This is a genomic window from Sphingomonas sp. P3_C6 (assembly GCF_056402595.1).
On record NZ_JBFUHB010000005.1, the window covers coordinates 109,160 to 128,816 of the forward strand.

The 19,657-nt window shown below is 64.3% G+C and carries 16 protein-coding genes and 1 tRNA gene; 12 read left to right on the top strand and 5 right to left on the bottom strand.

Annotation, left to right across the window (positions count from 1 at the left end; translation table 11 throughout):
- Positions 1 to 49 precede the first annotated feature (49 nt).
- The 12 genes from AC1DT7_RS08195 (at position 50) to AC1DT7_RS08250 (ending at position 14,211) form a co-directional block, all read left to right on the top strand.
- Positions 50 to 1,453, top strand: coding sequence for an amidohydrolase family protein (locus AC1DT7_RS08195; RefSeq protein WP_478035438.1), 1,404 nt, complete (start codon positions 50 to 52; stop codon positions 1,451 to 1,453).
- Entirely contained in the window at positions 1,450 to 2,766 is a 1,317-nt protein-coding gene (locus tag AC1DT7_RS08200; protein WP_478035439.1) for an MFS transporter, read from the top strand. The genes AC1DT7_RS08195 and AC1DT7_RS08200 overlap by 4 nt, the downstream gene beginning before the upstream one ends.
- Complete coding sequence (locus AC1DT7_RS08205; protein WP_478035440.1) at positions 2,763 to 5,558, top strand: M14 family metallopeptidase; 2,796 nt, start codon at positions 2,763 to 2,765, stop codon at positions 5,556 to 5,558. The genes AC1DT7_RS08200 and AC1DT7_RS08205 overlap by 4 nt, the downstream gene beginning before the upstream one ends.
- Before the next feature lie 4 nt (positions 5,559 to 5,562).
- A complete protein-coding gene (locus AC1DT7_RS08210) occupies positions 5,563 to 6,396 on the top strand; it encodes a carbon-nitrogen hydrolase family protein (protein WP_478035441.1) in 834 nt (277 codons plus the stop codon).
- Entirely contained in the window at positions 6,393 to 7,208 is an 816-nt protein-coding gene (locus AC1DT7_RS08215; protein WP_478035442.1) for a creatininase family protein, read from the top strand. Before AC1DT7_RS08210 ends, AC1DT7_RS08215 begins: the two co-directional genes overlap by 4 nt.
- The gene (locus AC1DT7_RS08220) at positions 7,205 to 7,870 is read left to right on the top strand and encodes an RraA family protein (protein WP_478035443.1); all 666 of its coding nucleotides are present in this window, start codon (positions 7,205 to 7,207) and stop codon (positions 7,868 to 7,870) included. Before AC1DT7_RS08215 ends, AC1DT7_RS08220 begins: the two co-directional genes overlap by 4 nt.
- A 4-nt stretch (positions 7,871 to 7,874) precedes the next feature.
- Positions 7,875 to 8,357: an Lrp/AsnC family transcriptional regulator gene (locus tag AC1DT7_RS08225; protein ID WP_478035444.1), complete on the top strand. Its 483-nt coding sequence runs from the start codon at positions 7,875 to 7,877 to the stop codon at positions 8,355 to 8,357.
- 160 nt (positions 8,358 to 8,517) lie between these two features.
- The gene (gene metC / locus AC1DT7_RS08230; protein WP_478035445.1) at positions 8,518 to 9,720 is read left to right on the top strand and encodes a cystathionine beta-lyase; all 1,203 of its coding nucleotides are present in this window, start codon (positions 8,518 to 8,520) and stop codon (positions 9,718 to 9,720) included.
- An 89-nt stretch (positions 9,721 to 9,809) separates the two neighbouring features.
- Positions 9,810 to 12,281 carry a TonB-dependent receptor plug domain-containing protein gene (locus AC1DT7_RS08235; protein WP_478035446.1) on the top strand — a complete coding sequence of 824 codons (2,472 nt, stop codon included), beginning with the start codon at positions 9,810 to 9,812 and terminating at the stop codon, positions 12,279 to 12,281.
- Between the two features lie 183 nt (positions 12,282 to 12,464).
- Positions 12,465 to 13,247: a sulfite exporter TauE/SafE family protein gene (locus AC1DT7_RS08240; protein WP_478035447.1), complete on the top strand. Its 783-nt coding sequence runs from the start codon at positions 12,465 to 12,467 to the stop codon at positions 13,245 to 13,247.
- A 14-nt stretch (positions 13,248 to 13,261) separates the two neighbouring features.
- Positions 13,262 to 13,465, top strand: coding sequence for a DUF6356 family protein (locus AC1DT7_RS08245; RefSeq protein WP_478035448.1), 204 nt, complete (start codon positions 13,262 to 13,264; stop codon positions 13,463 to 13,465).
- Between the two features lie 578 nt (positions 13,466 to 14,043).
- Positions 14,044 to 14,211, top strand: a complete 168-nt coding sequence (locus AC1DT7_RS08250; protein WP_478035536.1) for a DUF6771 family protein — start codon at positions 14,044 to 14,046, stop codon at positions 14,209 to 14,211.
- Positions 14,212 to 14,461: 250 nt separating this feature from the next.
- Here AC1DT7_RS08250 and AC1DT7_RS08255 read toward each other — a convergent pair.
- The 5 genes from AC1DT7_RS08255 to AC1DT7_RS08275 all read right to left on the bottom strand — a co-directional run bounded on the left by AC1DT7_RS08255 (position 14,462) and on the right by AC1DT7_RS08275 (position 19,635).
- A tRNA-Glu gene (locus AC1DT7_RS08255) sits at positions 14,462 to 14,536 on the bottom strand.
- Positions 14,537 to 14,606: 70 nt separating this feature from the next.
- On the bottom strand, positions 14,607 to 15,752 hold the full coding sequence (locus AC1DT7_RS08260) for an L-lactate dehydrogenase (RefSeq protein WP_478035449.1): 1,146 nt from the start codon (positions 15,750 to 15,752) through the stop codon (positions 14,607 to 14,609).
- A 64-nt stretch (positions 15,753 to 15,816) separates the two neighbouring features.
- On the bottom strand, positions 15,817 to 16,977 hold the full coding sequence (locus AC1DT7_RS08265; RefSeq protein ID WP_478035450.1) for a lactonase family protein: 1,161 nt from the start codon (positions 16,975 to 16,977) through the stop codon (positions 15,817 to 15,819).
- A gap of 71 nt (positions 16,978 to 17,048) precedes the next feature.
- Positions 17,049 to 18,062, bottom strand: coding sequence for a hypothetical protein (locus tag AC1DT7_RS08270; protein ID WP_478035451.1), 1,014 nt, complete (start codon positions 18,060 to 18,062; stop codon positions 17,049 to 17,051).
- Between the two features lie 199 nt (positions 18,063 to 18,261).
- Positions 18,262 to 19,635 carry a class II 3-deoxy-7-phosphoheptulonate synthase gene (locus tag AC1DT7_RS08275; protein ID WP_478035452.1) on the bottom strand — a complete coding sequence of 458 codons (1,374 nt, stop codon included), beginning with the start codon at positions 19,633 to 19,635 and terminating at the stop codon, positions 18,262 to 18,264.
- Positions 19,636 to 19,657: the final 22 nt, after the last annotated feature.

Here is a 19,657-nt window from a genome sequence, read left to right on the forward strand (position 1 = left end):
GTGCCGGCCACGGCACTTCACAATTGCTACTGCTCGGGGGGAGGACTGGATGCGGATACTGACAAGCACCGCGATTGGCGCCATGCTCGTGACCGCATCGCCGGCACTGGCCCAAGCCGTCAAACTGAATGACCGCAGCGCGGTACTCGCGCCGGACGCGCGCACCACGGACGATCCCCGCCGGATCCCGCTCAAGCCGGACCCGGCCTCAGCAAGGCAGATCGTGTTGCGCGGCGGGCGCCTGTTCGATGCGGTGACGCTTAGGGTTCGGCCGGCTACCGTGGTGATCCGAGGCGATCATATCGCTGCCATCCTTCCCGCAGACGCGACGACTGGTTGGGCCGCTGATGCCGAAGTGATCGACGTCACAGGCAAGACGGTCATGCCGGGGCTGATCGATATGCATGTGCATATCACCTACCCGGACAGCGCAACTCCGATCGACGAACAAGCGAGCGAGGGTGCAGGTGTCTTGCGCGGAATCCGCAATCTGCGCTGGATGCTCGAATCCGGTTTCACGTCGGTTCGCGATCTGAACGGCGTGTCGAACGCTCCGTATCTGCTTGCCGAAGCGAGCGCCGACGATGCGATCGTGGCGCCGCGCGTCTTCACCGCCGGGCACATCATCACGGCCACCGGCGGTCACGCCACGGAACGCCCCGTTTCGCCCAGCCATGGGCCGGATTTCGCCTGGGAACGCGACGGTGCCGACGCATGGCGTGCGGCCGTGCGTCAGACGTTCAAGCAGGGCGCCAACGTTGTGAAGGTCGCCAGCCATTTCGCGCCGGACGAGATTTCCGCTGCGGTGGACGAGGCCCACCGACTCGGTTTGAAAGTGACGTGCGACTGCGAGACGATCTACACCGCCATGGCCGTCGATGCAGGAATCGACATGATCGAACACCCGTTGCCGCGCACGGATGCGACGATCGCGGCAATGGCAAAGCATGGGACTGCGGCGGTGCCGACGCTCCAGGTTTACCAGAATGTGCTCGATCGCTCAGGCGGGTTCTACGGATCGACGTCACGCCGCTTCACCATGACTGCGCAAGGCGACTTCGACATCTTCAAGAAAATGAAGGCGGCGGGCATCGTTATGGGCGTAGGGACGGATACGATCGGCGATGCCAACCGCATGATCCCTAATGTCTACATCGCCGAGCTGAAATGGTTCGTGAAGGGCGGTTATTCGATACCGGCGGCGCTTCAGGCCGCCACGCTCATCAATGCGCGGCTGCTGGATATGGGTGACAGGCTGGGCAGTATCGAGCCGGGCAAGCTGGCCGATGTGATCGTCATCGACGGCAAGCCCGACGAGGACCTCGACGCACTGCACCGGATCGATCTGGTGGTGAAGGATGGTCGCGTGATGGTGCGCGGCGGCGCTGTGGTCGCCGAGCGACATGTCCCTGTTCCCTTGCTGAAGCCCTCGCCCCCGGCGACGGTGAAATGAGCGCCGTGACCGCGCCGCTCGTCATGCCGCTCGAAAGTCCTGTAACGAAACGTCGCGATGTCGCGCGCGCATTGGGCAGCGCGATGATCGGCAACTGGTTCGAACTGTTCGACTTCATCATCTACGGCTATTTTGCCGCGCAGATCGGCAAGGCGATGTTCCCGGCCGCTGATCCGGTGACGATCATCCTGTCCAGCTTTGCGACTTACGGCGTCGGCTTCGTCATGCGACCGGTTGGATCGATGGTGCTCGGTAGTTTAGGCGACCGCCATGGCCGCAAGTCGGCACTGGTGTTCACGATGCTGCTGATGGCCGGCTCGACCTGCGCTACAGGGCTGATCCCGCCTTACGGCACAATCGGTATCGCCGCGCCGATTGCCCTGGTAGTCTGCCGGCTGCTTCAGGGGTTCGCCGCCGGCGGCGAATGGGGCGGGGCGACGACGTTTCTTGTCGAATACGCGCCGGCGCATCGGCGCGGCCTGTTCGGGGCGCTTCAGCAACTCAGCACCAGCCTTGCCATAGTGTCGGCGGTGTGCGTGGCGCTGCTGCTGAACGTGGCGATGAGCCCGGAGGCGCTGGAGGCCTGGGGCTGGCGCATCCCGTTTGTCGCGGGGGTTCTGGTGGCCCCGCTTGGTTTCTACCTGCGCGTGAACGTACCGGAGACGCCGAATTTCCAGGCGGAGCTTGACCGTCCCAAGCATCCCTTGCGCGAGGCGCTGACGCTGCATCGCGCTGCGGTGCTGAAGATCTTCGGACTGGTGATCATCTGGACGGTCGCCGGCTATACCTATGGTGCCTTCCTGGTCAGCTTCGCGACGCAGGTGCTCGGCGTGAGCTCGTCCTGGGCGCTCACGGGCACGCTGGTCGGCGCGCTGGTCAACATCATGGTTATTCCGCTGACCGGCTGGGCATCCGACAGGTTCGGACGCAAGCCGTTTCTGATCGCGAGCGCGACCGGCTTCCTGCTCGTGTCGATACCGCTGTTCGAACTAATGGCCGCGTATCGCAGCGGACCCGCCGTGGTGATGACCACCGCGTGCGCCGCGATCTTCTCCGGCATGTTCAGCGGCGTCGCGCCGACGTTCCTGTGCGAGCTGCTGCCGACGCGGGTGCGCTACACCGCGCTTTCCGTCGGGTACAACATGGCTGTCATGTTGTTCGGCGGCTTCGCGCCGTTCATTGCCACGCTGCTGGTCAAGCAGACCGGCCTGATGATCGCGCCGGCCTTCTACATCACCGCATGCGCCGCGATTTCCCTCACCGTGATCCTGTCGCTGCGCGCGCCAGATCCGGCAACGGCGATTGATCAATGACCCGGCAGACGTTGCTTCTCCTAACCGTCGCCGCGTTGCTCGCGGCACCGCTTCCGGTTCACGCGCAGGCCGCCAGAGTCAGTACCCCATATCAGGTGCTCGGCCACGAAATGGGGGAGGACCGCTACGTCCCCAGCTATACCGATCTCATAACCTATTGGCGCACCGTGGCCAGGCAGAGCGATCGGATCCGTCTGATCGATATCGGTGCCACCACCGAAGGGCGACGGCAGATCGTCGCCGTCGTGTCTTCGCCCGAGAACCTCGCGAAGCTGGACGAATATCGCAGAATCTCGGAACGGATGGGCCGCGCCGAGGGTATCGACGATACAGAGGCCCGTGCGCTTGCTGCACGCGGTAAAGCGGTGGTGTGGGTCGATGGCGGACTGCACGCCAGCGAAGTCGAGGCGCAGACGGCGCTGATCCAGCAGGTCTATGACCTCGTCTCGAGCGAGGACCCGGAAGCGCGCCGAATTCGTGACAATGTCATCACGCTGTTCGCGCCCGACAATCCCGATGGCCAGCAACTGGTGGCCGACTGGTACATGCGGATCAAGGATCCGGCGAAGCGCGAGGCGGATTTCCAGAGCCTGCCCAAGCTGTACCACCCGTATGTCGGCCACGACAACAATCGCGATTTCTACCTGGCCGAGATGGTCGAGACACAGAATATCGTGCGGATTCTATATCGCGACTGGCGTCCGCAGATCGTGCTGAACCAGCATCAGACCGGTCCGGCCGGAACCGTGCTGTTCATGCCGCCGTTCCGCGATCCCTTCAATTATCACTATGAACCGCTTGTCATCAGCAGCCTGGACGAACTGGGCGCGACGATGGAAAGCCGTTTGCTGTCCGAGAACAAGGGCGGCGGCACGACACGGGGCGGCGCGCACTACGATACCTGGTACAATGGCAACCTGCGAACCTCGGCCTATTTCCACAATGCGATCGGCATATTGATCGAGATCATCGGTATGCCGGTGCCGATCGAAATTCCCTTCGTGCCCGAGCGCCAGATCGCCAAGAACGATCAGCCTCTGCCGATCAAGCCGCAAATGTGGTCGATGCGCCAGTCGATCGCCTATAGCCTTTCGATCAATCGGTCGCTGCTGGGCTATGCCGCAGCCAATCGCGAAAAGCTGTTGTTCAACATCTGGCGCATGGGCGCCAACGGCATCGAAAAGGGCCAGCGGGACAGCTGGACGATTACCCCCGACCGCATCGCCGCCGCCCATGCCGTCTCCGCGGCAACCGGCGCCAAGCCGGTCCCGACCCGGACCACGGGGAGCAGCGCGATCGCCAGTGAATTCTACGACAAGGTGCTGCTCGATCCCGCCGAACGCGATGCCCGCGCCTATATCGTTCCGGTCGACCAGCGCGATTTTCCCACCGCGGTGCACTTCCTCAATGCGTTGATCAAACTGGGCGTCAGCGTCGATCGCGCGACCGCGCCGTTCACTGCCAATGGCAGAAACTGGCCCGCTGGCAGCTATGTCGTCCGCACCGGCCAGGCCTATCGCGCGCACGTGCTCGATATGTTCGAGCCGCAGCGATATCCGAACAATTTCCAATATCCCGGTGGGCCGCCGATCCCGCCTGCCGATGCGTCGGGCTATACGCCGGCCTTCCAGATGGGGGTCAGGTTCGAACGCGTGCTCGATGCGCTGGACGCGCCGACGGCGCGGATCGACGGTGCCATCAAGGTCGATCCCGGCCATATCGTCGGAAGCGGCAAGGCAGGTTGGCTGGTCGGCCATGGCGCCAACAACGTCTTTGTCCTGACCAATCGACTGATCAAGGCGGGCGTGAAACTCGCCTGGCTCACCGATCCGGTCGCGGTGGCGGGTGGCGCTGCGGAACCGGGCGCATTGTGGGTGCCCTACAGCGCGCATGCGGCAAGGATCGTCGAAACAGCGGTGGGCGATCTCGGCCTGTCCGCGGAGGCTGTCGATGCCGCACCCGGCGGCGCGAAGATGGTCCTTCGGCGTCCTCGCGTGGCGCTCGTCGATATGTATGGCGGCCTCCACCCCACGGGATGGTTGCGCTGGATACTCGACCAGTATGAGTTCCCCTACACGATCGTCTATCCACAGCGTCTGGACGCCGGAAAGCTGCGCCTTGATTTTGACGTGCTGATCGTGCCTGACGCCGCAATTCCCAATGCCGGTTCCGGAGGCGAGGGCGGCATGTTCCGCGGTCGCTTCATGGTCAAGCAGCCCGATCCCGCATCGATTCCCGCGCAGTATCGCTCCTGGCTCGGCGAGATCACCGAGGAACATTCGCTGCCGGCGCTGAAGGCCTTCACGGCCGATGGGGGCGCCATCCTAGGCATGGGCAGTTCGACCTCGGGCCTGATCGCAGGTCTTGGCCTGCCGGTGGCAAACGCATTGGCGGAGCAGCGCGACGGCAAGTTGCAGGTACCGCCGCGCTCGGAATTCTACGTTCCCGGCGCGTTGCTCACCGCGACAGCCGATCCCACCCAGCCGCTTGCCTATGGTCTGCCGGCCAAAGTGGACCTGTTCTACGATTCGAGCCCGGTGTTCAGACTGACCGGAGGCACGGGCACCGCGCCGATCAGCTTCCTGGGCACCAATCTGCTGCACAGCGGCTGGGCGTGGCATCAGGAGAAGCTCGCCGGATCCGCGGCCGTGCTCGATCTGCCGGTGGGGCAGGGGCGCGTCTTCCTTTTCGGTCCGGAGGTCGCCTTGCGCGCTCAGACTCAGGGCGCGTTCAAGCTGCTGTTCAACGCAATCTACTACGGCGCCGCACAGGCCCCGGACGCGAGGCGATAGAGCGATGTTCAAGACCAGTGTCATCCAGATGAACTCGCAGGGCGACAAGCCTGCCAATCTGCGCATGATTGCCGATCTGATCGAGCGCGCCGTCGACCGCGACAACCCGGACTGGCTGCTGTTGCCGGAACATTGCGAATGGCTCGGCGGATCGGGCGGCGCGCCCGGGGTGGCGGAGCCTTCAGTGGGGGGCGAGACCTATGAGCTGCTTGCCGGTCTCGCGCGCAAACACCGGGTCTGGATTCACGGCGGCTCGTTCTATGAACGCGCACCGATGCCGGGCCGGGCCTACAACACCAGCGTCGTGTTCGATCGCAACGGGCTGGAGGCCGCGCGCTATCGCAAGATCCACCTGTTCGACGTCACCACGGCGGACGGCACGCGCTATCACGAATCCGCCACGATCGAACCGGGCGATGCGGTGGTGGTCTATGATTGCGAAGGCATCCGCGTCGGTTGCTCGATCTGCTACGATATCCGCTTTCCCGAACTGTATCAGGCGCTGGTGGCGCGTGGCGCTCAATTGATCGCGCTGCCCGCCGCCTTCACCTTGCTGACGGGCAAGGATCATTGGGAGACGCTGATCCGCGCACGGGCGATTGAAACCCAGACCTGGTTCGCCGCGGCGGCGCAATGGGGCGGCTACATGACGCCCGCCGGCGAGCGGCAGTCGTTCGGCCAGTCGATGGTCGTCGATCCCTGGGGGCAGGTTGTAGCCCGCGTATCCGACGGCGTCGGCTTCGTCTCGGCTCATATTGATGGCTCGCTGACCGATCGCGTGCGCGCGCAGATCCCCGTCGCCGAAAACAAGGCGCTCGGCGTGAGGGTGGCTGCATGACCAAGCGCCGTCACGCCCTGCAGGATCTGAGCTGGGTCGAGTTCGCCGAGCGCGCGGCGGACCGCCCGGTGATCGTCCTCCCGCTGGGTAGCCAGGAGGAGCAGGGGCCGCATGCGCCGATGGGCGATTTCGTCGTGGCCGAGCATATCGCGCTGGCCGCCGCGGAGCGGGCCGACGCGATCTGTGCGCCGGTGCTTCCCTTCGGCTATGCCGAGTTCTTTCGTGGCATGGCGGGGGGCATCCAGCTACGTGCGGACACGTTCCGGCTCGTTCTGCGGGACATGATCGGTGCGTTCACGGATCATGGCTTTCGCCACATCGTCATCGTCAACGGACATACGACCAACGCGCCGCTGATCGCCGATGTCACGCATCAGGTGCGCCGCGAAACGGGGCTATGCGTGCCGAACCTCAATCTGTGGCGCCTTTCTCCCGACAGTCTGTGGCAACGGCTGTACGGTGCCAATGCCGGTGCGGCGCGCGGACACGGTGCCGATCCGCTAACCTCGGTGATGCTGCATTTGACCCCCGACCTGGTCCGCACCGATCTGATCGCACCGGCCGACCGGCGCATGGCCTTCGGTCTGCCGACACACGGCCAGTTCTCCGGCGTGACGTTCGATGGGGCGCCCGTCGATCTGCCGCTTGACGTCACGGATGTGGCATCGAACGGTGTGGGCAGCGGCGACGCGAGCCATGCCTCTGCCGCGATCGGCGCGGAAATCGTCGGCTGGACTACCGATCATGTCGCGCGGTTCCTCCGCCATTTTCGCAGCTATGATCCCGCAAGCCCGGCGGCAGCGCCGGCATGACCGGCGCCTATGACCTACGCGCGATGCCGGATCAGGTAGATGCGGCGTTGCTTGCGCGCTGTGCCGGCGTACAGACCTCGACACTGGGCCATTGGCGACTTTGGGGCATGTGCGATCGCCGGGTCGCGCCGATCGACCCCAGCGCTGCCGTTGCCGGCACCGCGGTGACGCTGGCGCTGCCGGGCGCAGACGGTGCGTTGCTGCATCACGCCCTCGGGTTGCTGCGGCCCGGCGATATTCTCGCGATCGACCGTCTCGGCGACGACCTGCATGCCTGTGTCGGCGGGATCGTCGTCAGGGTAGCGTTGGCGCGCGGCGCGGCGGGAATCGTCGTGGACGGCCCGGTGACGGATATCGCCGAACTGCGCGAACTGGGCCTGCCGATCTGGGCGCGGGGAACCAGCGCCCGAACGACGCGTCGGCTTGGCCTCGGCGGGCGGTTGAATGCCCCGGTTTCGATCGGGGGCGCGGTCGTCATTCCAGGCGACCTCCTGCTTTGCGACGGTGACGGCGTTGCGTGCATCGACACTGCCGATGCCGCGCGGGAGCTCGACCGCGCGGCGACGCATGCCGAGCGTGAAACGGCAATCGTAACCGCGCTCGACACTGGCGTCATGCTCGCCGACGTCCTCCCACCGCCGCCCCTTGAGCGGATCGGCTGACGCGATGTCCGCGCGCGTCAATCTGGATGAAGCCGACCTGCGCATCCTTTCTGCGCTGCAAAAGGATGCGACGCTTTCGATTGCTGCGCTCTCTGATGCCGTGAATCTGTCGAACAATAGCTGCTGGCGCCGCCTGCGCCGCTTGGAAGCTGCGAACATCATCATCGGGCGTGTGGCACTGATCGATGCGCAGGCGCTCGGTCTCGATCTCACGGCCTTCGTCAGTATCCGCACCAGCGAACATAGCGACGACTGGCTGCGCGAATTCTCCGCAGCGGTGAAGGAGATGCCCGAAGTGGTCGAACTTTATCGCATGACCGGTGACGTCGATTATCTGATGAAGCTCAAGGTCGCCAATATCGCCGCCTATGACGCCGTATATAAGCGGCTGATCGGTGCGGTGAAGCTGACCGACGTCAGTTCGGCGTTCGCCATGGAAGAACTCAAGCACACTACGGCACTCCCGCTGTCTCGGTTGGCGCGATGAAACGATCATCCCGATTTTGCCGCGCGAATGGGATGAGCATCCCGGGAATTGTGCGATCGCCTGCAAATCTGGGTGAGATCATTCGCTCCGTTCCGGGCGAAACATTCGCTGCGGCCGCTGCCGCGTTTCCGTTTCCCCAAATCCGGATTGCCTGACGTCGATGAAATCCACCTGCCATGAAACGACACGGCTGATCCACGGTGCGCAGGATGTGCGCCCGATACTTCGTACGCCCTCGCCGTCGATCCAGCGCGGATCCACGGTGCTGTTGGCGGACAGTGGGCAGTTTTCGAGTTGCCCGACGCCGACCTATGGCCGGGGCGGGCTCTCAACCCAGGATGTGTTGCGTCGCGCGCTGTGCGAACTTGAACATGCCGAGGATGTCCAGCTTTATCCGTCCGGCCTTGCCGCGCTGACCGGAGCGATCCAGGCGCTTACCGGCACGGGCGACGAAGTGCTGGCGATCGACAGCGTCTATAATCCAACGCGGCGCTTCCTCGCCGGAACGATGGCGCGCTTCGGCGTTACAACGCGCTATTTCCCGTCGAGCGCGTCGGCGGAAGACATCGCGGCGATGATCGGGCCGAAAACCCGGCTGGTCGTGCTGGAAAGCCCCGGATCGCTGACGCTCGACATGCAGGACATTCCGGCGATCGCCTCCATGGCGCGGGCGCGCAACGTTCTCACCTTGATTGACAATACCTATGCGGCAGGCGTGCTGTTCAAGCCGCTCGATCATGGCGTCGATGTCAGCGTTCAGTCGCTGACCAAATATGTGTGCGGCCATTCCGATGTCTTCATGGGCATGGCGGCGGCGCGCGGCGAATGCGTCGACCTGCTCGCGCGGGGAAGCCAGGAGATGGGCTGGGCGGTGTCGCCCGACGATGCCTATCTCGCGATGCGCGGGCTGCGGACACTCCACGCCCGGCTGGACCGGCATGGGCAGAGCGCGATGCGCGTCGCCGATTGGCTCACGCAGCAGGACGAAATTGCCGAGATTCTGTTTCCCGCGCTCCGCTCCGATCCGGGCCATACGATCTGGTCGCGCGACTTTACGGGCGCGTGCGGCCTGATCAGCGTCGTACTGGATGGCGATGCGGGCTGCGTGAACGTGCTGCTCGATACGTTGACGCTGTTCGGTCTTGGCTATTCCTGGGGCGGGTTCGAGAGTCTGGTAATCCCCTGCGACGCGCAGCTCGCCATGCGCTGCTTTCCGGTCGCCCGCACCGGACCGCTGCTCCGCTTCCATATCGGGCTCGAACATCCCGACGACCTTATCGCCGATCTGCGCCGGGCTTTCGACGCCTTCGCACAGGTTCGCCAATCCGGCTCAGAACAGAAATTAGAGATCACCGCAGGCTGAAGCGTGAGCCGTCCGAAGAGGCGGCCCTGCTCGGAACAGATCCAGACATGATTGAGGGCGAGCTAACGCCGCCCTGAAAGGGAACGACGATGAAGACCGGATTTCTGATCACCACGGCGCTGTCCGCGATCGCCCTCGCGGCGCCCGCAATCGCTCAGGACGTGCCTGCCGAAACCAGCGCCGAAGTCGGCGCACCTGCCGAGAATGGCGGTGACATCGTCGTCACCGGATCGCGCGGCCAGCCACGCACCATTACTTCAAGCCCGACGCCGATCGACGTCATCGGCGGCGAGCAGCTTGCCCGAATGGCGGGCAGCCTGCAGCTTCGCGACGTGCTCAGCCAGCTCGTTCCGTCTTTCCAGGCGCAGCAGGTCGGCAGTTCCTCGTTCGACAGCGTCGCGCGCCCAGCTGGTCTGCGCGGACTTTCCGGCGTCCATGTCCTGGTTCTGGTAAACGGCAAGCGCCGCCACAACAGTGCCTTGATCAACCTAAACTCCGGCAACGTTTCCGCCGGCGGCAACCCGGTCGATCTCGATCAGATCCCGACCAGCGCGATCGAGCGGATCGAAGTGCTGCGCGACGGCGCCGCCGCGCAATATGGTTCGGACGCGATCGCCGGCGTGATCAATATCATCCTAAAGAGCAGCGCCACGGGTGGCAGCCTCAGCATCGAAGCTGGCCAGCGTTTCAAGGATTCGGTCAATGGCAGCGATGGCGAGACGGTGCAGGCGCAGGTTTCGCACGGGTTCGCGTTGGGCGAGCGTGGTTCGATGGTACTCTCGGTAGAAGGCAAATATCAGAACGCCACGGTTCGCAACAGCGATCTGACCGGCAGCTTCTATTTTCCGGTCAACGGCGCTCCGGACCCACGGGAAGCTACCGCCAACCGCCGCCTCTATCAGGGTGGGCTGCCGCAGCTCCGTTCGATTCAGGCCGCGCAAAACAGCAAGTTCGATCTCGGCAATGTCGAGGCGTACACGACGGTCACCCTCGGTTATCGCGAGGCCCGGGTCGGCCAGGCGGGGCGCAAGCCCAATTCCACCAGCGACATCATCGCAATCTACCCGGACGGCTTCGCGCCCTATTACACGCTGAAGGAAACCGACTTCCAGGCAACCGCGGGGCTGCGCGGATCGATCGGAGCGTGGAACATCGATTTCAGCACGACTTATGGCCGGGATTACGCCGAAAACGGCGCCGATAACTCGCTCAACGCCTCGCTCGGCGCTGCCAGCCCGACGAAATTCTCGACATTCAGCGCCGCATTCGATCAGTGGACGAATAATCTCGACCTCACGCGGGGCTATTCGCTCTTCGGTCGCAACCTGCAGGTCTCCGCCGGTGCCGAATATCGCTACGAATCCTATGTCACCAAAGCGTTGGACGCGGCGGCCTATACCAATGGCGGTTATGTCTATCCCGCCGGCACGCCGCTTGCTGGACAGCCGGGTGCGGTGGGCGCCCAAGGCGCTGTTATCGTCACGCCGGCAGACGAAGCGGATATCAAACGCAACGTGGGCGCGGCCTATGTCGATCTCGCATTCGACGTCACGGATCGTCTGCTCGTCACGGGCGCGGTCCGCTATGAAACCTATGACGACAGCTCGGGCGATGTCTGGAGCGGCAAGGCTTCGGCACGCTACAAGATGTTCGACTGGCTCAACCTTCGCGGCGCGATCTCCAACGGCTTTCGATCGCCGTCGCTCGCACAACAGGCATTCGCCCAAACATCGACCCAGTTCAATCTGGTCGGCGGTTCGTATCAGCTGATCGAATCCAAGATCGTCCAGACCGGTTCGCCCATCGCTCTGGCACTCGGCGCCGCGCCGCTGAAGCCGGAGAAATCGCGAAATTACAGCCTCGGATTCGCACTTACACCGACGCGAGCACTTTCCCTTACGGTCGATGCCTATCAGATCGATATCGACAATCGCATCACCCTGACCGGGCTGCTGTCGAGCGCGGGCGTCCGCGCTATTCTACGGGCCAATGGCTTTTCCGGCGAGCAGTATGTGCGCTTCTTCACCAACGCGATCGACACTCGCACCCGCGGCATCGACGTGGTCGGATCGTACAGCTTCGACCTGAGCAAATTCGGCAAGTTCCGTTCGACCGTCGGTTACAACCACAACGTCACTACGATACGACGCATCGCGGCTACCCCGGCTGCATTGTCCGGTCTGGGCCTGACGTTGTTCGATCGTCAAACGCAGGGCTACTTCACGGTCGGCACGCCCAAGGACAAGCTGATCCTCGGCCTGGACTGGACGCTTGGTCGCCTGGGCGTGAATGTGAAAGAGACACGCTACGGCGGCTTCCAACTGCTCAACAACACCCCGTCATCGGACCAAAGCTACGGCGCGAAATGGATCACAGATATCGAGGTCGGCTATGACGTGACCGATACGACCCGCCTCTCGGTAGGCGCATACAACGTCTTCGATACCTATCCCGACAAGAACACCGTTCCCAATACGATCGGCAGCTCGATCTACGGCTCGAACTCCCCGTTCGGTGCGTATGGCGGCTATTATTACGCGCGCCTCGGCGTGCGGTTCTAAGTTCCCCCGGGGAGGGCGGTGGCTTACGCCGTCCTCCCATCCTTCCTTAAGATCCTCGCGCTTCAGCGTAGACGGCCATCTGCGTATTGGCCGTAGCGCCGCCGCGCGCCCGTGTTGGATGACGCTCATGGCTGTTGCCGCCGATCCACCATATGACGCCGGAACCCGAGCGGGGGCGGGTCAATGACCAGCCTCAGCCTGCTGCAATATTGCCTCGGTGCAGGGGCAGGAGGTCTAATCGGATTCACCCTGGCGCTGGTCGGCGGGGGAGGATCGATCCTTGCCGTGCCGATGATGCTCTATCTTGTCGGTGTCACCAATCCGCACGTCGCAATCGGCACCAGTGCCTTTGCCGTTTCCGTAAACGCTGCCACCGGCCTGGCCGGCCACATGCGTGCTCACACTGTACGCTGGCGGTCTGGACTGCTGTATGCTGTGTGCGGCATTTGCGGCGCCTTTGCGGGATCGAGCGTTGGCAAGCTGTTTGATGGCGGCAGGCTCATCCTGCTGTTCGCCTGCCTGATGCTCTTCGTCGGCGTGATGATGCTGCGCCGGCGACGCGTGGTGGGCAATGTCCCTGCCGACTGCATTGCGACCACTTGGCGTCGGCTGCTCGCCTATGGCGCGGGCAGCGGCACCGTCGCCGGCTTTTTCGGGATCGGGGGCGGGTTTCTCATTGTTCCGGGCCTCGTCACCGCCACCGGAATGCCGACTGTCAATGCGGTTGGCACCTCGTTGATCGCCGTCTTCGCGTTCGGGCTAACGACGGCGCTGAACTATGCCTGGTCCGGATATGTCGACTGGTCGCTGGCCGCGACGTTCGTGCTCGGCGGCACAATCGGCGGACTTGGCGGCGTGGCTGCTGCCAACCGTCTCGCGATGCGCGGTGCGGCGCTCGAGATCATCTTTGCCGCCCTCATCTTCACCGTGGCGATCGCGATGATCGTGCAGCAAATCCTCCGCTAACGAAAGGCAGTTCCATGTTCCGCAAGATATTCAAGGAACACCCTCAATCGGTCAATGAAACCTATGGGGAGCATCTCGTCCACGCGCTGTCCTTCTCAGCGGCCATGATAAAGGGCGGGATACTGTGTGCGATCCACGCCTTCGTCCCGGTTCTGTTCAAGACCTCCGGCAGCTCGACAATACGATCCCTCTATCACCGGATGGTGAGCCATCGCTGAGCTGTTGCTGCAGCGGCCCGGGTCGCGCCATCGGAAGGCTCTCAGTTGCCGTGGTGCCCGATGGCACGGTCGCCTCCCCAAGGTGGAGCGCTGGTCAACTGAGCTTCGGCCAGCAGATCGTTGCATCGGATCGTGTGAGGTGAATTCGACGAATTCGAAACCGTTGAGGCCCAGCGGATTGTTCGTCTCGGAAGTCATCTTCCATTCTCTCCAGAATCAAAGATATCGCGACGCCGCGGCAACGAAGGTCGGGACGCCCGCCTCGGTTGGGCCCGCCATTTTGATGCGACCGTTGCCGGCCATGTAGATGCCGCTGTCAGCATCGCAGAGAGCGCCGGGTGCGCCGCGGCAAGCGCCGTTCTGAGGCCGTTGATCCTGTTGCGCACCGTCTCGAGTTCGGCCAAGCGCATGGACCGGGGCAGGTTCATCTGACCATCGACCGCGACCGGCACGGTCGCGATGACCGCGGCACAGCTGTCGATGCCGTTGGAAGTCACCTTCGAAGCGACGCCACAGCTATTTGCCGACCTCATTCGATACGCTGAACTCTACAAGGACGCGTACCCTCCCGCGTTGCCATTTCCTCGGCCCTTCTTGCTGCGCCCGGCTGGGCGCGCGTCTGGATCACGATGCCGAACGATCGATTACGCGAGCAGGCCGCTGAAGAGCTGGCGAGCGTGATTGTAGACCGGTTTCACGACGCGTCGCCCAGCGTGGACGCGGATCAATTCACGCTGGCGATCTGATCCACGGTTGAGGCACGAAGCACGTCGGTTTGCGATATCGGGAAGGCGTGATTGCTCAAGAGCGCTGCGAATCGCGCTCAATTGGGTGTGAGCGAATCACCGTACAGAACCGGCCACCTGACGCCCCGCCAACGAGCTTGAGCATGGCCCGTCCAGGCAGATCCCGGCAAATCAGAAAACGCTTATTAGACGAGAATTAGACGTGTTGCTTTTTGCAACTGAAATTTTCGCGCTAAGTCATTGAAATCGCTGGTGACCCCTACGAGAATCGAACTCGTGTTTTCGCCGTGAGAGGGCGACGTCCTAACCGCTAGACGAAGGGGCCTTACCTTGCGGAGGGGCGCATCTACGGTGAGCGGGGCTCATCGTCAAGATGGTGCGCACGCTCCCGAAGCTTATCTGGGTAGAAGCATGTCCGGGGAGAGCTTCTTCACATCGGTCTGGCCGGTCAGCGCCATCGCCACCGCCATCTCATGACGCAGCAGCTCGAGCATGTGCGCGACGCCCGCACCGCCCCGCGCCGCGAGCGCATAGGCCCAGGCGCGGCCAAGCAATACGCCCTTCGCACCGAGCCCGAGCGCGCGCAGCACGTCGACGCCCGATCGGATGCCGCCGTCCATCAGCACATCCGCGCGTCCCGCCACCGCCTCGACCACACCGGGCAGCGCCGCGATGGAGGAGGGGGCGCCGTCGAGCTGGCGCCCGCCATGGTTCGACACCACGATCGCCGACGCACCGGCATCACAGGCGGCTGCCGCGTCGGCCGGGTCCATCACACCCTTGATGACGATCGGTCCATCCCAATGCTGGCGGATCCAGTCCATGTCCTTCCATGTGATCGACGGATCGAAATTGCGGGCGACCCAGGCGGTGAACTGGTCGAGGCCCGCGCCTTCGGGCATCACCGGCGCGAAATTGCCCAAGGTATGCGGCCCGCCAAACAGGCCGACATCGAATGCCCAATGGGGGTGTGTCGCGATCTGGGTGAAGCGCTTGATCCGCGCACCAAGGCCCTGCTTGCCGGTCAGGCTCGATCGTACGTCGCGGTAGCGTGCGCTGTGCACGATCAGGTCGACGGTCAGCACCAGCGTCTCGACGCCAATTGCCTTGGCGCGGGCCAGCAGGTCCTTCATGAACGCGCGGTCGCGGATCATGTAGAGCTGGAAGGCGATGGGCTGGGTCACGCCGGCCGCCACCTCCTCCATCCCGCAACAGGCCGAGGCGGAGAGGATGAACGACACGCCGGCTGCTTCCGCCGCCCGCGCCGCCTGCACCTCGCCACGGCGCGCATACATGCCCGCCAGCCCGACTGGCGCCAGCGCAACGGGCAGGGATGAGGGGCGTCCGAGCAGGGTCGTCGACAGGTCGATCTGCGAGACGTCGGTCATGACCTTCTGGCGCAGCTTCAGCCGCTGCAGGTCGTCGACATTGCTGCGCATGGTCGATTCCGAATAGGAACCGCCGTCGATATAATCGAACAGGAAGCGGGGCAGGCGCGCTTGCGCAAGCAGCCGGAAATCGTCGATGCAGGCCGGTGTCACGCGGCCGGTCTAAAAGCCGGGCCCGGCCCCCGCAATGTCATTGTTCGCGGAGGCCGGAAGCAAGTCAGCGGCTGTTGGCGGTGGCGATCGCACCTGGCCGGGCATCGAACTGCAGGGTCGCTGCCTTGTCCTGGACGAGCGAGCGGCCGTTGATGCGATACACCTCGATGTCCTTGGCGGCGGCGCATTGCAGCAGGATCGTGCGCATATCGTCGCTGAAGGTCGCGCCCTGGCACCACGCGCTGGTCGGCGTCTCGGCGATCTGGGTCAACGTCGTGCCCCTGACGCCATAGAGCTTGAGCGCGCCGTTCGGCCAATAACCCGGCGACCCGAGAGCGCCGCCCGATCCATTGTGTACGACCACGGCGAGATAGCGGCCGTCGCGCGACAGGGTCAGGTGCTCGGGCGTGAAACCGACCTCGACCGGTACGATCTTGCCGCTGGTCAGGTCGACCGCGGTTACCGTGCCGACGCGCGGCCCGCGCGGTGGGGTGGTGCCCGCAGGCGGGACATTGCCCTGCAGGTTGGTATTATAGGCGTAGCGCCCGTCGGGGCTGAACGAGATGCCATACGGCTGAACGCCCGTCGTGATCTTGCCCTCGGCCAGGGTCACCGTATCGCCCGATACCGAGAGTCGTATCAGCTCCCCGGCGCTTTGTGCCACCACGATCGCCTCCTTGCCGTTCGGCAGGAAGGCCACGTCCGTCGGCCGGGCCTTGGCCGGCAGCTGGACCTTGCCCGCCGGCGTCAGCGTCTTGCCCTTGATCGAGAAGACGGAGACCGTGTCGTCTCCCGTGCTGACGACCAGCGCCAGCGTACCGGCCCGGTTGATCGCTACGCCGCTCGCGCCCGGCCCGGCATGTACCGTCTGCGCCACGACCGGCGCGGCCGGGTTGGCGAGATCGATCACGGAAACCTCGTCGTTCAGCTCGATCGCACCCGCCTGCGTCAGGCGCTGCGCCGCGGAGACCAGCGCGAATCCGCCCTTGCGGGCGACGGCAACCGAGGCCGGCGGCCCGATCATGCTGGCGGGTGCTGCGACCGTGCCGATCGTCTTCGGCGGATAGCTGCGCAGATCGATGATCGAGACGCTGTCGGCTGTCCGGGTCGTCTCGCCCGGGCGGAGTTGCTTGCCGTCGTTGGCGGAGACGGCGATCTGCGCCGAAAGAGCGGCGGGTGCCGCCAGGGCGACCATCGCAGTGGCCAGTTTGAACGCGGTTTTCATCGGCTTCCCCTCATCATTGAACGGGCCGCGCCTTCGCGGCGCGGCCCGCAGGTGTCGTCGTGCAGGTCGGATCAGGAGGGATCGGTGCGCTTCGTATAGGCACGGCCCTTGTCGGCAGCCGGAGAATCGCCACCGGTGCAGATCATCACGCCATCCTTCAACTGGTCGATCACGTCACGCTCGCTGCACGCATTGAGGAAACGCAGGCCGTTCGCCTTGGTCGCCGCCAGCACCCGGGCTCGCACGGCCAGCATCGACGGCGGATAACCCTCGAACCCAGCACCCGGCGTCCGCGGCTTGGGTGCGCCGACCAGGTAGAAGCCATGGTCGCCCGGCCCCCATTCGGCAAAGGCGATGCCCGGCGTGCGCACGGTCGATTCGACATTGGCGTCGGCGCGCGGATTCTCGATCTTCACGCCGAAGATCAGTTCCCCGTCCGGATTGAGCGGCCAAGGCTCCGCGAGGCGCAGATATTCGTTCTGCGACACGCCCCAGACCTGTGACGCCCATGCCTGGCTACCATTGCCGCGGAAGCCCTGGGCGAGGCCCTGTACCACCGGCGCGAAGGGATAGCGCGACGCCTCGACCATGATCTTGGCTGCCTCGGGTGACTCGGCATTGCACAGCAGGATGCCGTGCACGCCGGCGGCGAGCGCCTGCTGGATCATCCAGGCGTTGGCGCGTACCGCATCGGGCGTGCCCTGGATCGGCAGGGTGACGATGACGGCCGGGGTGCGGTGGCCGGTGCGGGTCGGGCCGGCATCGACCAGGCCGCGCATGAATTCGTGCAGCTCTTTGAAATCGAGCGGCCCATGCTCCATTTCATAGGTGATGTAGTCGGCCTTGGTCGCCGCCTGCTTCTTGCCTTCCTCGTAACCGCCACCGGAGATCTGGGTGTAATAGACCGGCTGGTTCTTCAGCCACATGTCGATGATGCGGTTGACGTGCTTGCCGGTGCGGGTGGTCTTGGTCGGCATCGCCGGCTGTGCTTCGACCGCGAAAGGCTGGCCGGGTGCCTGTTGAGTATGGGCGGGCATCGACGTCAGCGCCAGTGGCGCAGCCGCAAGCAGGAACAACCTCTTCATTATAGCATCTCCCCTGTTTTGGTCCTTTGGCGAACCCTATAGGATATAGCATGTCACGCACGACTCGCGGGCGCAATGGGGAGAATTGCATCCAAATTCGCTTTTTTGTGTACTTTATTCGTGCGGGTACAAAAAATCATCGCGCCCGAGTGCGGGACTCGAGCGCGATGCGTATGATTTCAGTGATGATTATCCGCGGTCAGGCCGCGGCGCGGCGCCGCTCCGCCATCTCGACATTGAGCATTTCAGCCAGCAGGAACGCCAGTTCCAGGCTCTGGCCCGCATTCAGCCGCGGGTCGCAATGCGTGTGGTACCGGTCGGCCAGCGACTGCTCGGTCACGTCGACCGCACCGCCGGTGCACTCGGTCACATTCTGCCCGGTCATCTCCGCATGGATGCCGCCGGCGATGCTGCCTTCTGCGCGGTGCACCGCGAAGAAGCCGCGCACCTCGGCCAGGATCCGGTCGAACGGGCGCGTTTTGTAGCCGTTCGACGCCTTGATCACGTTGCCATGCATAGGGTCGCAGCTCCACACCACCGGATGGCCCTCGCGCAGCACCGCGCGGACCAGCTTGGGCAGGCCGGCTTCGATCTTGTCATGGCCGTAGCGGGTGATTAGCGTCATCCGCCCCGGGATGCGCGCCGGGTTGAGCGTGTCGAGGAGCCGCAGCAGCGCGTCGGGCTCGAGGCTCGGACCGCACTTCATGCCGATCGGGTTGCCGATGCCGCGCAGATATTCGACATGCGCCGAATTCTCGAACCGCGTGCGGTCGCCGATCCACAGGAAATGCGCGCTGGTGTCGTACCAGTCGCCGGTCAGCGAGTCCTGCCGGGTCAGCGCCTGCTCGTATTTCAGCAGCAGCGCCTCATGGCTGGTGTAGAAATGCGTCTCGGCAAGCTGCGGCACCGTCTCCGGGTTGATCCCGCATGCCGCCATGAACTCGAGCGCCTCGCCGATCCGGTCGGCGGTTTCGGCGAACTTCTTGGCCCAGGGGCTGCGGCCCATGAAGTCGTGGGTCCAGCGGTGCACCTGCGCCAGATTGGCATAGCCGCCGCCGGCGAACGCGCGCAGCAGGTTCAGCGTCGCGGCCGACTGGCTGTAGGCGCGGATCATGCGCTGGGGGTCGGGTTGGCGACCCTCTGCGGTGAAGGCGATGTCGTTGACGATGTCGCCGCGGTATGCGGGCAGTTCCACGCCGTCCTGAATCTCGGTATCGGCCGAACGCGGCTTGGCGAACTGGCCGGCCATGCGGCCGAGCTTCACCACCGGCAGCTTTGACGCATAGGTCAGCACGACCGCCATCTGCAGTATCACGCGGAACGTGTCGCGGATGTTGTTCGCGCTATGCTCGGCAAAGGACTCGGCGCAGTCGCCGCCCTGCAGCAGAAAGGCCTTGCCCTCGACGACCTTGGCCAGATCCGCGGTCAGGTTGCGCGCCTCGCCGGCGAAGACCAGCGGCGGAAAGCTCTCCAGCGTCGCCGTCGCTGCATCGAGTGCAGCGGCGTCGGAATAGGTCGGGAGCTGACGTGCTTCTGACTTGGTCCAGCTGTCGGGGGCCCATTTGGCGGCCATGATACGAGTCCAGTGATTGCGG

Excerpts from the sequence above, each read along its gene's own strand:
- AC1DT7_RS08205 (WP_478035440.1), top strand. The coding sequence starts at position 2,763 with ATGACCCGGCAGACGTTGCTTCTCCTAACCGTCGCCGCGTTGCTCGCG.
- AC1DT7_RS08270 (WP_478035451.1), bottom strand. The coding sequence starts at position 18,062 with ATGAAGAGGTTGTTCCTGCTTGCGGCTGCGCCACTGGCGCTGACGTCG.
- AC1DT7_RS08235 (WP_478035446.1), top strand. The coding sequence starts at position 9,810 with ATGAAGACCGGATTTCTGATCACCACGGCGCTGTCCGCGATCGCCCTC.
- metC (WP_478035445.1), top strand. The coding sequence starts at position 8,518 with ATGAAATCCACCTGCCATGAAACGACACGGCTGATCCACGGTGCGCAG.
- AC1DT7_RS08245 (WP_478035448.1), top strand. The coding sequence starts at position 13,262 with ATGTTCCGCAAGATATTCAAGGAACACCCTCAATCGGTCAATGAAACC.
- AC1DT7_RS08195 (WP_478035438.1), top strand. The coding sequence starts at position 50 with ATGCGGATACTGACAAGCACCGCGATTGGCGCCATGCTCGTGACCGCA.
- AC1DT7_RS08220 (WP_478035443.1), top strand. The coding sequence starts at position 7,205 with ATGACCGGCGCCTATGACCTACGCGCGATGCCGGATCAGGTAGATGCG.
- AC1DT7_RS08265 (WP_478035450.1), bottom strand. The coding sequence starts at position 16,977 with ATGAAAACCGCGTTCAAACTGGCCACTGCGATGGTCGCCCTGGCGGCA.
- AC1DT7_RS08275 (WP_478035452.1), bottom strand. The coding sequence starts at position 19,635 with ATGGCCGCCAAATGGGCCCCCGACAGCTGGACCAAGTCAGAAGCACGT.
- AC1DT7_RS08225 (WP_478035444.1), top strand. The coding sequence starts at position 7,875 with ATGTCCGCGCGCGTCAATCTGGATGAAGCCGACCTGCGCATCCTTTCT.
- AC1DT7_RS08215 (WP_478035442.1), top strand. The coding sequence starts at position 6,393 with ATGACCAAGCGCCGTCACGCCCTGCAGGATCTGAGCTGGGTCGAGTTC.
- AC1DT7_RS08240 (WP_478035447.1), top strand. The coding sequence starts at position 12,465 with ATGACCAGCCTCAGCCTGCTGCAATATTGCCTCGGTGCAGGGGCAGGA.
- AC1DT7_RS08210 (WP_478035441.1), top strand. The coding sequence starts at position 5,563 with ATGTTCAAGACCAGTGTCATCCAGATGAACTCGCAGGGCGACAAGCCT.
- AC1DT7_RS08200 (WP_478035439.1), top strand. The coding sequence starts at position 1,450 with ATGAGCGCCGTGACCGCGCCGCTCGTCATGCCGCTCGAAAGTCCTGTA.